This window comes from Streptomyces koelreuteriae (assembly GCF_018604545.1).
In the GTDB taxonomy this organism is placed as follows: domain Bacteria; phylum Actinomycetota; class Actinomycetes; order Streptomycetales; family Streptomycetaceae; genus Streptomyces; species Streptomyces koelreuteriae.
Genome location: NZ_CP075896.1, coordinates 2,467,197 through 2,481,523 on the forward strand (window position 1 = coordinate 2,467,197; position 14,327 = coordinate 2,481,523).

Genomic DNA, 14,327 nt, shown 5'->3' on the forward strand with positions numbered 1-14,327 from the left:
GTCAGCTTTCCAGGTAGGCGGTGTAGACGACGTATTTGCTGGGCTTGTGCTGCTTGCCCACATACTTCAGTTTGATGATCACCGTCGTACCGGCCGCCACTCCCTGCGGGCCGTTCCTCACCCACTTCTGCCCGAGTGACGGGCCCATGTCCCGGATCGTCCACCTAATCGTCTTCAGGTCCCGGTCCGGCATGAAGCCGATCTTCTTTCCGATTCTCTGGGCCTGCTGGATCTTCCAGTCGTCTAGTTCCTTCGCCTTGCCAGCCTGTTTGATCCACGCTGTCATGGCCTTGTCGACGGCCTCCGCGGCGATCGCCTCACTGGTCCATCTCGTTGCGATGCCGTTCTTCGACTTCTCCGCCTTTTGCGCCATGGCATTGTCGTTCGGGCGTACGTGTTCCCTCAGCGTATGGGCTTCCTCGAGCCCCTCGTCGGCCACGATGTTCGTGCAATTGTGGACGAGGACGTCCTGGGGACGTCCCCCTGCAGTGCCGACGTAGAAGGTGCGCAACCTGTCGACTGTCAGGTCGTACACCTCGCGGGGGACGAGACCGGCTCGATCCCGGAGAGCGGTGACCGTCCGGAGTTCGCCGTCCGGTGTGCGCAACCGGTCGCCCGGGCGTAGGTCGGAGACCACGGTCCAGCCGCGCCCCTCGACATGGAAGAGGTGACCCGCCGTGCTACTCAGGGTCCCGTCAGCCACGGTGATGTCCACCAGGCGCCGGGTGTCGTGCCGGAACGTGTCGATCACCGGCTGAGCGGTCGACCGACCGGACACCAGGTCCGTCGCAAGTACGAGGTCGCCGACGCGTACGTCGCGGATCTCCTTCCGCGAGCCGTCCGCCATGAGCACCCGCGTGTCACCGGGAAAGCTGTTGACCCTACAGGCAGTGACGACGTCCTCGTAGCCGTTGATCGTGCTCTCGATCTTGGCGAGGGAAGCCGTGTCCAGATCCAGAGCCTTCAGTGCCTTGAACGCGTCGCTGACTCCGACTCCGGTATGCATCGCGGCGTCCAGCGCGTGGATCGCCTCAGCGACTTTGCCGAACGCCTTGCCGGGGATGAAGTTGCTGGCGGCCCAGGCGCAACCACTCGCGCTGCCGTGCCAGCAGTCGACGAAGTCCTGGACCAAAACGGCCTTGAGTATCTTGTAGACGACGGTCTGCTGAATGAGATCCAGCTTGCTGAACGACCGGGTGACCTCCTTCTTCAAGCCCTTGAATGGCTGCGTGTCGAGCAGCACCGTGTCCGAGGTGGGGCAGCCGGAGGCGGTGGCCGGAACCTCGGGATTAGTGCACAGGAAGAAGTCCACCGTGGCGCTGAACGTCACCAGGAACGTGACGGTGCAGCCCTCGAAACCGACTTCGATGACGCACGGGTTCTGCTGCTTTGCGTCGGTTACCTCTACGCTGTCCTCATTGACGACGTAGAACAGGCCGCCGATCCCGGTGCCGCTGCCGCTCGAGATCTGCTTGTTGGCAGCCTTCCGCTCGGCGGACTCCGCTGCTTCCTGCGCCTCGTCTGCGTACTTCTTCGCGTCCTTGGCCGCTTCCTCCGCCTCAGTCGCCGCGGCGTCGGCGCGGTTGGCTGCTGCGCGGGCGTCGTTGGCTGCCTCTTCGGCTGCCGCGGCGGCGGTGCGGGCGGCTTCGGCGTCAAGGGCGGCCTGGTCGGCGGAGTCGCGGGCGTCTCTGGCATGGCCCTCGGCCCGCCCGGCTGCCTTGTCAGCAGCCGCCGCGTCCTCGGTGGCCTGGCGGTTGTATTCGAGGGTGCGGGCCAGGGACGCGGTTGCCTTGGACGCGGCCTTGGCGGCGTCGGCGGCGTAGCCGAGGGCTTCCTTGGCGTAGGCGCGGGCGTCGGAGGCATGTCCGGCTGCGTTGGCCGCGTGCTGGTAGGCGGCCTTGGCATCGCCCTTCGCCTGGTCGGCCAGGTTCTTGGCGGCTGAGGCCTCTGCCGCCGCGTTCTTGGCGTGGGCGTCGGCGACGGCCTTCTGCTGTTCGGCGATCGTCTTGGATGCCTGGCCGGTGAGGACGACCAGGCCGGCGGCCGAGTCGGTGGTGACGTACGGGGAGCCGAGCTGGATCGCGTCGTTGGCGGGCTTGGCGACCTGGGCGGCGGCGTTGCCGGCGTCCACGGCGGCCTGTGCGGTGACGTGGGCGTAGCCCGCGGCCTTCGCGGAGGCGGCCAGTGCCTTGGCGGCCTCCTTGTTCGCCTCGTCCGCGTGGGACTTGGCGGTCTTGGCCTGCTTCTCCGCCTCGTCGGCCATCGCGACCGCGGCCTTCGCCTCCGAGGAGGCGTGCTCGGAGGCGTCGATGGCGTCGGCCGCGGCGCTGGTCGCGGTCTTCACCGCGGCGTCGGACTTCAGCTTCGCCGCCTGGGCGCCGTCCGCGTGGGCGCGGGACCGCTTGGCCGCCGCCTCCGCCCGGGTGGCCGCCGCGTCGGCGTCTGCTGCCGCCTTGGTCGCGGCGTCCGCCGCGGAACGGGACCTCGTGGCGGCAGCCTCGGCGTCATCCGCGTGCCCGGCCGCGGCGTCGGCCGCCGCTCTGGCCTCCTGGGCGTTGCTGTCGGACTCGTGGGCCTGGGCGTAGGCCTCCTTGGCGTCGGCCTTGGCGCGGGCGGCGTCGGCCTTCTGCTCGGCGTCCCAGGCGTCGTCGCGCAGGTCGCGCGCCTTGTCGCGAGCCTTCACAGCGGCGTTCTTCTTCTCGACCGCCGTGCCCTCGGCCGCCTCAGCCTTGTCCTTGGCGTCCTCGGCCTTCGTCGCCTCGGCTTCGGCGTTCTTCCTGTGCTGGGCGGCCTCGGCCTGCTTCGCGGCGGCCGTCTTCTTCTCCGCCTCGGCCGTCTTCTCCTCGGCCTCGGCGGCCAGACGCTCGGAATGGGCCTCGGCGGCTGCCGCCTTGGCCTCGCCCTCGGCCTTCAGCGCTTCGGCGAGCTTGGCCTCCGCCGTCTCCTTGTCCTTCTTGGCGTTATCGCGGTGCAGCTTCGCGGCGTCGGCCGCGGCCTTCGCCTGGGACTCGGCCATCGCCGCGGCGGCCTTGCGGAACTCCGCCTTCGTCTGCGCGGCCTGGGCCAGGGCCCGTTGCGCGATGGTCGCGCTGTCACCGGCCGAGGCGCGGGTGGCGGCCTCTGCTGTCGTACCTGCCTTCACCATCGCCTCAAGCGCCGCTGCCGCGCCCTTGGTGATCTGAGCCTTCTGCTGGCCGACCAGCAGGCCACGGCCGCGCGGGGCACCGGCCTCGTCGGCGATGGCATAAGCGGCCTTCTGCGCGGCGTCCGTGCCGACGGCGCTCTTCTGTGCCGCGTCCGACTGAGCCTTGAGGATGTCGAGCTGCTTCTTCGCCTGCGTCTGTGCCGCTGCGATGTTCTTCTTGGCCTGGTCGAACTGCGCCTTGTCCGGGTAGTCATGGTCGTCCGTGCCCTTGTGGCCCGTGGGAACGACCCGGAACTTCTGCGGGTTCGTGCCGTTGCACCCCCACAGCCAGGCGTTGTGACTGTTGTCGAACTTGTTCAGGTCCAGGCACTTGTCCGTGGCGACGTTGCGCAGCTCACTGACAGCCCGGACATCGAACTTCCACTGCTGCGCCTTGCTGCCGTTGCACGTCCAGATCTGGATCTTCGTGCCGTTGGCAGGGTCACTGTTCTCTACGTCCAGGCACTTGTCGGACTTGACATTGACGAGGTTGTAGCTGCCACCGGAAGCACTGCGGAGCTGCCACTGCTGCCCCGAGGCGTTGTTGCACGTGTAGACCTGCACCGGCGTGCCGGAAGCCGTCTTGCCGCCCTCGGCGTCCAGGCACTTGCCCTTGGCCGCCTCGACCTGGATCACCGTCGGGGAGTCCCCGATCCAGCCGATACCACCCGGAGCCCAGTAGTCCTGCCAACGGACCAGACGGTCGGCGACCCACGAGTGCCCCAGCAGGTTCCCCAACGCCTTCGCACCGGCAGCGAGGGAGTTGGTAGTGTCCTTGCTGGACTTCAGGATCTGGTTGCGCTGACCGGCCTGGGCAGTGATCTCCCGCTGCCACTCCGAAGCGGCCGTCTCGGCAATACCGCCCCAGACCCTGTTCGGGTCAATCGGATCCCGCCAGGCACAGGCCGCGAACCTGGTCTTCAGGTCCTCGACCGCGATCCGGTGTTCGGCGGTACCGGGCTCCGGTGCGGTGCGGGAGAATCCGCCGGAGGCCAGGAACATACGGGCGTCATCAGCGCCCTTGCCGTTGAAAGTGTCAAACAACCCCTCGAAGGCCCGTCGTTCCTCGTACTGGCGCTGCCGCTCCTCGTTGGGCAGGTCCGGATCGTAGGGCCTCTCGCCGTAAAGCGGGGCCCCCAGATCGGTCACGGCCTTGAGCGTCTTCTCGTCCGCCTTCGGCGTCGAATCCTCATAGAAGTCGCCGTCGTCTTTCCAGAACCTGGCGGCCACCCAAGAGGTCAGTCCGGTCTGCGTATAGAAGTCGCTTTCCTTGCTGCCGGTCGAGCCGGGAGGGTCCTTCCAGTCGGCCAACGAGTCGAAGCCACCCGGCTGCGACAGCCCGTCGAGCGGCTTGCCCCATTCCCCAAGCCGGTTGTTGAGGGCGTTGAGCTCCTTCGAGGCCGCGTCCCTGTCCTGCTGGTACGCAACGGCCAGCGGGGTGTCCTCCCAGTGCTGCCGGTTGGCCAGGGCATGCAGCTTGTCCGACGGCTGGTTCAACCCGTCCTGCGCGGTCGCGGCCATGGACGGCCCACCCAGACGCAGCACATCCGCCATCAGGCACTGGTCCTGCCGCAGGTGCTCAGCCGCGGTGTCCTCGGACCAGTCGGACGAGCCGTTCGCCGGGGCGGCCACCTCCGATCCGGTGAGCCGATCCAGCACGTCGGGCTGGACCGCCACGCCGGCCAACACGGCCACGGCCACCGCGGACGTCACGACGGAAGTCAGGAACCGGGACTTACCCGATCCGGACGAAACACGGGTTCTGGGCAGGAAGGGCCCAGGTCTTGGGCGCAAGGAAGTATCCCCTCATCGCAAAGGAAGGCGCTGGGGGTGCCCGTCAGAAGGAGCGGAGGAAATGCGTGAAAAGCCGGTGTCCCGGCATGACGGTGCGTCCCTCCCCATGGCGACGATGTCCCCCCGGTCGCCGGTGACGCGCGCTGTGGCGGAGGGGTCAGCTCCGCCGGGCGCGACGATCACCATACGCGCGGGTAACCAGGTCGGGACAGTGTTGACTCAGGGGCTGGGGCGACGTGGCGCGATATATCCGTGGCGGATGTTCACACCCCGCATGCGCAATCCGCGTGCTCACACCGCGGATCATTTGTGCGGGACTCGTGAATGTGAAACAGCCGTCGGGCCCCGGCAGCTCGTGAGATTGACTGAATCTCGTCGCACTGTGCGAAGAGGTTGTGAGGCAAGTGCCACCCCCTCATGGCCTCCAGCTGACCTCACAGGGCCTACAGCTAGAACCCCGCCGGCTCGGTGTACACCCCCCACTCGTCCCGCAGCACGTCGCAGATCTCGCCGAGGGTCGCCTCCGCCCGCACCGCGTCCAGCATCGGCGTGATCATGTTCGCGCCGCTGCGGGCGGCGGCCAGCATCGCGTCCAGGGCCGTCCGGACCGCGGTGTCGTCGCGGCCCGCCTTGCGCGCAGCCAGCACCCGCACCTGCTCCCGCTCCACCTCATGGCTGACCCGCAGGATCTCCAGATCCCCGGTCACGGACCCGTGGTGGGCGTTGACCCCGACGACCCGCTTGTCGCCCTTCTCCAGCGCCCGCTGGTACTGGAAGGCCGACTCGGCGATCTCCCCGGTGAACCAGCCGTCCTCGATGCCGCGCAGGATCCCGGAGGTGATCGGCCCGATCGGGTGCCGTCCGTCGGGGTGGGCCCGCAGACCCCGTTCCCTTATCTGCTCGAAGATCTTCTCCGCGTCGGCCTCGATGCGGTCGGTGAGCTGCTCGACGTACCAGGAACCGCCCAGCGGATCGGCCACGTTGGCGACGCCGGTCTCCTCCATCAGCACCTGCTGCGTCCGCAGCGCGATCTCCGCCGCCTGCTCACTGGGCAGCGCGAGCGTCTCGTCGAGGGCGTTGGTGTGCAGCGAGTTGGTCCCGCCGAGCACGGCCGCCAGCGCCTCCACGGCTGTCCGTACGACGTTGTTGTACGGCTGCTGCGCGGTGAGGGAGACCCCGGCCGTCTGGGTGTGGAAGCGCAGCCACTGCGCCTTCTCGCTCTTCGCGCCGTACACGTCCCGCATCCAGCGAGCCCAGATCCGGCGCGCCGCACGGAACTTGGCGATCTCCTCGAAGAAGTCGACGTGCGCGTCGAAGAAGAAGGAGAGGCCGGGGGCGAAGACATCGACGTCGAGCCCGCGCGACAGCCCCAACTCCACGTATCCGAAGCCGTCCGCGAGCGTGTACGCCAGCTCCTGCGCGGCCGTCGCCCCGGCCTCGCGGATGTGGTAGCCGGAGACGGACAGCGGCTTGTACGCGGGGATGCCGGCCGCGCAGTGCTCCATCAGGTCGCCGATGAGCCGCAGATGCGGCTCGGGCTGGAAGAGCCACTCCTTCTGGGCGATGTACTCCTTGAAGATGTCCGTCTGGAGCGTGCCGTTCAGGACGGCCGGGTCGATGCCCTGGCGTTCGGCGGCGACCAGGTACATGCAGAAGACGGGGACGGCCGGGCCGCTGATGGTCATCGACGTCGTGACGTCGCCCAGCGGGATGTCCTTGAAGAGGACCTCCATGTCGGCGGCCGAGTCGATGGCGACACCGCAGTGCCCGACCTCGCCCAGGGAGCGCGCGTCGTCGGAGTCACGGCCCATGAGCGTCGGCATGTCGAAGGCGACCGAGAGCCCGCCCCCGCCGTTGCCGAGGATCATCTTGTAGCGCTCGTTGGTCTGCTCGGCGTTGCCGAACCCGGCGAACTGCCGGATGGTCCACGTACGCCCTCGGTAGCCGGTCGCGTACAGGCCGCGGGTGTAGGGATACTCCCCGGGCCACCCGATCCGCTCGAAACCGTCGTACCTGTCCCCGGGCCGCGGCCCGTACACCGGCTCCACGGGGTCGCCGGAGAGCGTGGTGAAGTCGGCCTCGCGCTTGCGCGCGGCGTCGTACCGGGCCTGCCAGCGGCGGCGGCCCTCCTCGATGGCGTCAGCGTCCATACCCTCGAATTTACTAGGACGTCCTAGTAAATGTCGATGGGAGACCGCCGTACGTTCGTCCGTACGGCGGTCGGGTCGTGCGAGCTACGCCTTGGCGGGCGCGGGCGAGTCCTCCGCGAGCCGGGACTCCAGCTCGTGGCTGATCTTGCGCTCCACGAAGAAGGCGGCCGTCGGAACGGTCCCGGCGAGCAGCACCCAGACCTGCTTGCCGACCGGCCACTTCGCCTTGGAGCCCAGGTCGAAGGCGAAGACCAGGTACAGGACGTACAGCCAGCCGTGCGCGATGCTGACGACGCGCGTGAAGTCGGCCGCGCCGTTCAGGTCGAGCAGATACTTGCCGATCATGCCCAGGGTCAGCAGGACCAGCAGCACGCCGGTGACATAGGCCATCACGCGGTAGCGGGTCAGCACGCTCTTTTTCATGCCGTCGAGCGTAACGACCCGTTCCGGGGGATCTTGCCCCGGGTCACTGCTCCTCGAAGTCCCCCGCCGCGATCCGCAGCGGCCGCAGCATCGCGAAGATCTCCCCGCACTCCTCGGCGTCGTACGCCCCGAGCCCGAAGTCCATCGCCATCAGGTCGCGGGTGGCCGCCTCGACCACCTCGCGGCCCTTCTCGGTGATGCTGGCCAGGGTGCCGCGCCCGTCGTTGGGGTTGGGCCGCTTGTCGACGAGACCCGACTTCACCAGCCGGTCCACGGTGTTCGTCACGGACGTGGGGTGCACCATGAGCCGCTCGCCGATCTTGGACATCGGCAGCTCGCCGGACTTGGAGAAGGTGAGCAGCACCAGCGCCTCGTAGCGCGCGAACGTCAGCCCGTACGGCTTGACCACCGAGTCGACCTCGGCGAGCAGGATCTGCTGGGCGCGCATGATCGAGGTGATCGCGGCCATGGACGGCACGTTTCCCCAGCGCTGCTTCCAGCGTTCGTCGGCGCGCGCGATCGGATCGAAGGAGAGACTGAGCGGCTTCGGCACGAACCCGACCTTACCGGCCGGTCACATGGTGGTCAGCCCCGTCTCGCCCTTCGGTCCGGCGCCTCCGGCTCCGCCATACGGGGGCAGGGCGAGCCCATGTCCTTTACATGGCTATTCATACGAGTATGTAACTATTGATAACAGCTCCATCACTGAACGTCACCTTCCTCACAGGGAGCGGCATGAGACGGCTGAACCACGCCCTCGCGGTCCTCGCGGTGCTCGGTCTCGCTGCGGGCTGCTCGTCCGCTCACGGTCGCGCCGACACGGCGTCCGACACCGGCGACGACACCACGAAGGCCGGCTACACGGCCGGCTCCCCCTTCTGGGTCGACCCCGAGAGCTCCGCGGCCCAGCAGGCGCGGCTCTGGGAGCAGCAGGACCGGGACTACGACGCCGAGCTGATCCGACTGATCGCCGACCGGCCGGCCGCGCTGTGGCCGCCCGGCGAGACCGACCCGGCACCGACGGTGCGGGCGGCCGCCTCGGCCGCGAGCGAGGAGGGGAAGACGGCGGTCTTCGTCGCGTACAACATCCCGCACCGGGACTGCGGCCAGCACTCGGCGGGCGGGGCGCAGGACGCGGACGCCTACCGGCAGTGGATCGGGCAGTTCGCCGACGCCCTCGGCGAGGCGGAGGCCCTGGTCGTCCTGGAGCCCGACGCGGTCGCGCACATCGTGGACGGCTGCACGCCCGGCGAGTACCACGCCGAGCGCGAGCAGCTGCTCAGCGAGGCGATCACGCGGCTGAAGCAGCAGCCGAACACCAAGGTGTATCTGGACGCGGGCAACGCGGACTGGATCCGGGAGCCGGACAAGCTGGTGGAGCCGCTGCGGCGGGCCGGGATCGAACAGGCGGACGGCTTCGCGCTCAACGTCTCCAACTTCCAGACCGACGACGAGACCACGGAGTACGGCCTCCGGCTCGCCGAGGCCCTCGACGGCAAGCACTTCGTCATCGACACCAGCCGCAACGGCAACGGCCCCCTGCCCGGCGTCTGGTGCAACCCGCCGGGCCGGGCGCTCGGCACCCCGCCCACGACCCAGACCGGCGAACGGACCCTGGACGCCTACCTGTGGATCAAGCGGCCCGGCGAGTCGGACGGAGACTGCGAGGGCGGCCCGGACGCCGGTCGCTGGTGGCCGGAGTACGCGTTGGAGCTGGCGCGCAACGCGGAGGACTGGGCACGACGGGAACGCTGAGGATGGAGCGCCGCGGAGGGTCGAGCAGCGTCGGGGACTGATTCCGGCTCCTCCCTCCGCTCCCTTCCCCCCCTCGCTCACTCAGTCACTCCACGTGGATCCACTTGGCCCGCGAGGGCGTGCCCGCGCCGTCCGTCACGAAGAGCATGTACCAGCCGGGCGGGACCAGGGCCGGGTCGCGGGGTACCTCGAACGTCAGCGCGTCGCCCTTCCTGGTGATGTCCAGCTCGATGGAGCGCTGCTCGACGTCGGTCGTGTGCGTGACCGCGCTGGGCCGCATCAGCCGCGCTTCGGCCACGCGTTCCGGGTGGGCCGTACGGAACGTGATGCTGTGCTTCTTGTTCAGCTTCTGGGAACCGCCCTTCAGCACGGGGCGGTTTTGGAGGTTCTTGTGCAGCGCGGGCGGGGTGAAGACCTCCATGCGCTGCTCGAAGTGGCCCAGCTTGGTGTTCTGCTGGTTGTCGAAGAGCGGGTCGGAGCCGAAGGTGGCGATCCTGCCGTCGGGCAGCAGCAGCGCCTCGGAGTGGTAGTTGCGGCCCACCCTCGGCGCGGCGGCCTCCCGGAAGGCGTTGCTCTTCGGGTCGTAGAACTGCGCCTTGAGGATGTTGCTGGCGCTGCGGCCGCGGTAGTCCCTGGAGCCGTTGGACGTGAACACCGTGTCGTCCGGCATGATCACGCTGTTCAGGTAGCGCGTGCCCTGCGGCAGGTCGGGGCCGTCCTCGAAGGCCGGGTTGTCCTTGTTCAGGTCCACGACGGCCGTGCGCGGGGTCGCCTTGCGTGACTCGCCGACGCCGCCTCCGCCCAGGATCATCACCTTCTGGTCCTGCGCCGGGGGCAGCAGCAGGGAGGCCGAGGTCTCGGTCTGGTCGAGGTCCGTCAGTCCCGGCACCTTGCGGAACGTGTTCTTCTCCACGTCCCACAGCCCCGGCTCACGGCCGCGGTCGGCGGGCCCGTAACCGGCGTTGGAGGCCGGGTAGAACAGCTTGCCGCCCTTGGTGAGGAACAGGGCGGGGTACGTCGGGAAGTACCGCTTGGGTCCCGGTGTCCACTTCTTGGTCTCGGGGTCGTAGATCTCGTTGTCGCCCGGGTCGATCATGCCGACGTCGTCCAGGCCGGACACCGCCAGGACCCTGCCGTCGTCGAGGCCGACGAGCGTCGGGTACCAGCGGGCCTTGTCCATCGGCTCGACGGGGATGTACTTCTCCGCCTTCGGGTCGAACTCGTAGGCGCCGCGGATGCCCTGGAAGTCCTGCTTGTCGAGGGTGATCTTCTCCGACAGGCCGTACACGTTGTCACCGGCCTTGCCCGTCAGGCCGACGACGGCGTACTGCGCCTGCTTCCGGGTCGCCGACAGGGAGCCCTTGTCCACGGCGTCCACCCAGACACGGGCCTCGCTGGCGGTGACCTTGGTCTTCCAGGGCTGCATCACACCCCGGCTGTTGTACGTGATCTTCTGGGTGCGCTTGGCCTTCGGGACGGTGACGTCGAACTTGGTGACGTACTCGAAGCCGGACGGTGAGCGGAAGCGGGTGCCCTTCTTCAGGAACACCGCCTTGTCGGGGCTCTCGTTCTTCACACGCATGCCGCCGCCGGCCCGGGTCACCTCGGCGCCGAGGCGTTCGTAGCGGGCGGTGCCGCCGGCCACCAGCAGGCGGCCGTCGGGGAGCTGGGCGTGACCGGCGCAGAAGAAGTCCTCCGGGGTGGGGATCTTCTTGTACGTGTTCTTGTCCGGGTCCCACAGGATGGTGTCGAACTCGCCCGCGTCGAACTTGCGCTGCTCGTTGCCCGACCCGGCGACGATCAGCACCTTGCCGGTGTGCAGCAGGGCCGCGTGGATGGCGTTGGTGCGGAACTCCTCCGGGATGTCGAGCTGGGTCCAGGAGCCGTACTTCGCCATGTAGTCCGGCTGGGCGATCTTGTACTCGTGGTACTGCGTGGAGACGAAGTCCAGCGCGGCCGGGGCGTTGAGGCCCGCCAGGACCGCGATGCCGCCGATGCCCAGGACGGTTTTCTTGGTCTTCTGCGAGAGCTGGTAGGCCATGGCCTAGCTGCCTCCTGTCGGGGTGCCGGAGACCGGGGCCGCGGGGGACACGGTGGCGAGGGCCGGGGTGGGCGTGGGTGCGGGCGTGGGCGTGGGCGTGGTGGCGAGGGCGGGCTCGTCGGCTTCGGGTGCGCGGGGGTGCGGGTGCGGGGGTGCCTCGGCGTGGGCGAGCCGGCGGTGCCGCTCCCGGTGGTCCTTCCAGGCCGTGGCGGCCCAGACCCCGGCCGGTGCCAGGGAGATGGCCATGCCGAGCAGGGCCCAGGTGCGCATCGCGGCGTGCGTGTGGTCCAGGGCCACCGAGGCGGCCAGGGACGTGGCCAGCAGGGCCGCCCAGAAGAGGTGGATACGGAAGGTGGCCAGCTGGTCGGGGCTGGCGTCGTCACCCTTGGGCGTGACGACGAACCGGCTGGGGCGGCGCATGACCGCCTCGCTGAGGGACTTGAGGTAGATCGGCGCGGACAGGGCCGACATCCCCATGCCGGCCAGGCCGCCCGAGCCCTCCGGTTCGTGCGGTGAGACGTTGTGCCGGCGGTTCCACAGGTACAGCCCGATCTGGCAGGCGGCGGCGTCGCTGTAGAGCATCAACCAGACCGACACGGCGACCTCCGTGCCGGAGGCGCCGAACCAGAGGAAGAGGAAGCAGCTGAAGATGCCGAGGAACCAGTTGACCGCCGTCATCGGGTAGTACACGAGCATGAGCGTGTAGGACAGCAGCCGGCCCGGCGGCATGCTCACGGGCGCCTTCCAGTACTGCGTGATGAGCGTTTCGTAGGTGCCGCGCGACCAGCGCATCTGCTGGGTGAAGAAGTCGGTCCAGGAGGCGGGGCCCTCGCCGACGGCGAGCACGTCCGGGGTGTAGACGGACGTCCAGAAGCGGTTCGTGTCCGGGTTGCGGTGCTGGTGGATCTCGAAGCCGGTGGCCATGTCCTCGGTGATGGAGTCGTACAGGCCGCCGATCTGCTTGAGGACGGAGATCCGTACGACGTTGTTCGTGCCGACGAACATGGGGGCGCGATAGTGGTTGCCCGCGCGCTGGATGAGGGCGTGGAAGAGGAACTGCTGGGACTCGGCGGCCTTGGTGACGGGGTTGTGGTAGTTCCCGTACACCTGGGGGCCGACGACGAAGGCCACGTCGGGGTCCCTGAAGTAGCCCATCATCCGTTCCAGGTAGTTGGGCATCGGGATGTGGTCGGTGTCGACGGACGCGAAGAAGTCGTACGCGTCGCCGTGCATGGCGATCCAGGCGTTGTAGTTGCCGTGCTTGGTGCGGGCCTTGTGGACGCCGGTTTCGCGGTTCCACTCGGGGATGCCGCGGCGGGTGAAGTGGCGTACGCCGAGTTCCGCGCACATGGCCTTGACCTCGGCGTCGTCGCCCTCGTCGAGGAGCCAGACGTCGCAGGGGCCGGTGTGGTGGATGCGGGTGGCTCCTTCCAGGGTCGCGCGGACCATGGCGAGGGGTTCCTTGCCGGGGACGTAGGTGGTGAGGAAGGCGACGCGGGTGCCGGGTTCGGGGACTACGGGGACGGGGTCGCAGGCGACCATCGTGGCGTGGGCGACGGAGGCGACGTTGACGAGCATGAAGAGCTCGATGAGGCCGATCGCCATCAGCATGGTGACGTCGAGACCGATGAGCCAGCGCTGGGCGCCCTCGCGTTCCACCCAGTGGGTGGGCCAGACGAGGTAGACCAGCAGGGCACCGGTGAGCAGCGGTGCCAGGCACATCAGGAGGACGGCTCGTATTCGGCGGGGCTCACGGGCGAGGAGCGAGACGTACTGCACCCGGTACTCCTCACCGGACGGCTCCGTGAGCGGTCCGGCGAGTCGGCTGTAGGAGTCGTAGTCGTAGCCCTCCGGCCGCACAGCGCCCTCCAGGTGATTGAGGCCTGACCGGAGCACCGATACCCCGATACTCATACAAAAGTGGACCTTTGACGCAGTGTCGAACTGAGGGCGTCCAGGTGGGTGGACCCCCGCATATGCCTGCGGCAGCCTCAGCGGCTTGAGCGGGGGCCCACCCAGCTGCGGGCATGCGTGCCGCTAGGGGCGGCACGGGTGGGCGCAGCGGCACCCCGCCCCGCCGGGCTGCGGACCCACCCTGCAGTGACACGAAAGAACCCCGGCCCGTATCGGACCAGGGTTCTCGTCGTCGTTGCCGCTCGCCGCGTACGCCTACTCGGCGAGATGCCGCTCCACTGTCGCGACCTTGGAGGTCAGGCCGTCCGTCACGCCGGGCCGGATGTCCGCCTTGAGGACGAGGGAGACCCGGGGCGCGCGCCGCTCGACCGCGGCCACCGCGCGATGGACGACGTCCATGACCTCGTGCCAGTCACCTTCGACGGTCGTGAACATCGCGTCGGTCCGGTTGGGCAACCCCGACTCGCGCACCACCCGCACGGCGTCGGCGACGTACTCCCCCACGTCCTCACCGACCCCGAGCGGCGTCACGGAAAAGGCGACGATCACGCGCTCACGGTCCCTTCCTGGCGCGCCCGGGACGCGATGACCGCGTCCTCGGCCTCACGCCGCAGCTTCCGGTCGGCGAAGAAGCCACCGGTGGGCAGCACCGAGAGGACGAAGTACAGCGCGCCGGTCTTCACGGGCCACTTCGTCCGGTTCCACGCGTCGGCCCAGAAGATCACGTACAGGATGAACAGAACACCGTGCACCATGCCCATCACCGGCACGGCATTGAACTCCGTGGTCCGCTTCAGCACCGAGCAGACCAGCAGAAGAAGGAAGGAGATCGCCTCGGGTGCCGAGACCAGGCGGAGGCGGCGGAGGGCGGTGGCGGTCTTGAGGTCCACGGGTCACCTTCGGTGGGAGAGACGCGGCGGTCTGAACGGATCTGGATGAGCTTGACAGACTGAGGGTTTGTGAACGCACGCACAAGCGTCCCGCCCATTGTGGCAAACAGCCGACGGGCCCCCGGCCCGGGGTCCGGCTCCCCGCCCCCTAAGGGTGCGATCAGGGACTTTCTCCA

9 protein-coding genes are annotated in these 14,327 nt (G+C 68.7%); 1 reads left to right on the top strand and 8 read right to left on the bottom strand.

Annotated features, from left to right (window positions below):
• Position 1 precedes the first annotated feature (1 nt).
• From KJK29_RS10700 to KJK29_RS10715, 4 genes are all read right to left on the bottom strand, one after another.
• Positions 2–4,978, bottom strand: coding sequence for an RICIN domain-containing protein (locus KJK29_RS10700; RefSeq protein ID WP_215118480.1), 4,977 nt, complete (start codon positions 4,976–4,978; stop codon positions 2–4).
• A gap of 449 nt (positions 4,979–5,427) precedes the next feature.
• The gene (locus tag KJK29_RS10705) at positions 5,428–7,128 is read right to left on the bottom strand and encodes an acyl-CoA mutase large subunit family protein (RefSeq protein ID WP_215118481.1); all 1,701 of its coding nucleotides are present in this window, start codon (positions 7,126–7,128) and stop codon (positions 5,428–5,430) included.
• An 84-nt stretch (positions 7,129–7,212) separates the two neighbouring features.
• On the bottom strand, positions 7,213–7,551 hold the full coding sequence (locus tag KJK29_RS10710) for a DUF3817 domain-containing protein (RefSeq protein WP_215118482.1): 339 nt from the start codon (positions 7,549–7,551) through the stop codon (positions 7,213–7,215).
• A gap of 43 nt (positions 7,552–7,594) precedes the next feature.
• A complete protein-coding gene (locus tag KJK29_RS10715) occupies positions 7,595–8,104 on the bottom strand; it encodes a MarR family winged helix-turn-helix transcriptional regulator (protein WP_184590369.1) in 510 nt (169 codons plus the stop codon).
• Positions 8,105–8,286: 182 nt separating this feature from the next.
• On the opposite strand from KJK29_RS10715, the gene KJK29_RS10720 reads away from it, so the two are divergent.
• Positions 8,287–9,306: a glycoside hydrolase family 6 protein gene (locus tag KJK29_RS10720; RefSeq protein WP_215118483.1), complete on the top strand. Its 1,020-nt coding sequence runs from the start codon at positions 8,287–8,289 to the stop codon at positions 9,304–9,306.
• Between the two features lie 85 nt (positions 9,307–9,391).
• On the opposite strand, the gene glxA is transcribed toward KJK29_RS10720, so the two are convergent.
• The 4 genes from glxA to KJK29_RS10740 all read right to left on the bottom strand — a co-directional run bounded on the left by glxA (position 9,392) and on the right by KJK29_RS10740 (position 14,151).
• Positions 9,392–11,347 (bottom strand): radical copper oxidase GlxA, encoded by a 1,956-nt coding sequence (gene glxA / locus KJK29_RS10725; protein WP_215118484.1) that lies wholly within the window; start codon positions 11,345–11,347, stop codon positions 9,392–9,394.
• 3 nt (positions 11,348–11,350) lie between these two features.
• Positions 11,351–13,207: a glycosyltransferase family 2 protein gene (locus tag KJK29_RS10730; RefSeq protein WP_215124226.1), complete on the bottom strand. Its 1,857-nt coding sequence runs from the start codon at positions 13,205–13,207 to the stop codon at positions 11,351–11,353.
• Positions 13,208–13,516: 309 nt separating this feature from the next.
• Positions 13,517–13,810 (bottom strand): MTH1187 family thiamine-binding protein, encoded by a 294-nt coding sequence (locus KJK29_RS10735; RefSeq protein ID WP_215118485.1) that lies wholly within the window; start codon positions 13,808–13,810, stop codon positions 13,517–13,519.
• Positions 13,807–14,151, bottom strand: coding sequence for a DUF3817 domain-containing protein (locus KJK29_RS10740; protein ID WP_215118486.1), 345 nt, complete (start codon positions 14,149–14,151; stop codon positions 13,807–13,809). The genes KJK29_RS10735 and KJK29_RS10740 overlap by 4 nt, the downstream gene beginning before the upstream one ends.
• Between the last annotated feature and the right edge of the window lie 176 nt (positions 14,152–14,327).

Excerpts from the sequence above, each read along its gene's own strand:
- KJK29_RS10705 (WP_215118481.1), bottom strand. The coding sequence starts at position 7,128 with ATGGACGCTGACGCCATCGAGGAGGGCCGCCGCCGCTGGCAGGCCCGG.
- KJK29_RS10710 (WP_215118482.1), bottom strand. The coding sequence starts at position 7,551 with ATGAAAAAGAGCGTGCTGACCCGCTACCGCGTGATGGCCTATGTCACC.
- KJK29_RS10720 (WP_215118483.1), top strand. The coding sequence starts at position 8,287 with ATGAGACGGCTGAACCACGCCCTCGCGGTCCTCGCGGTGCTCGGTCTC.
- glxA (WP_215118484.1), bottom strand. The coding sequence starts at position 11,347 with ATGGCCTACCAGCTCTCGCAGAAGACCAAGAAAACCGTCCTGGGCATC.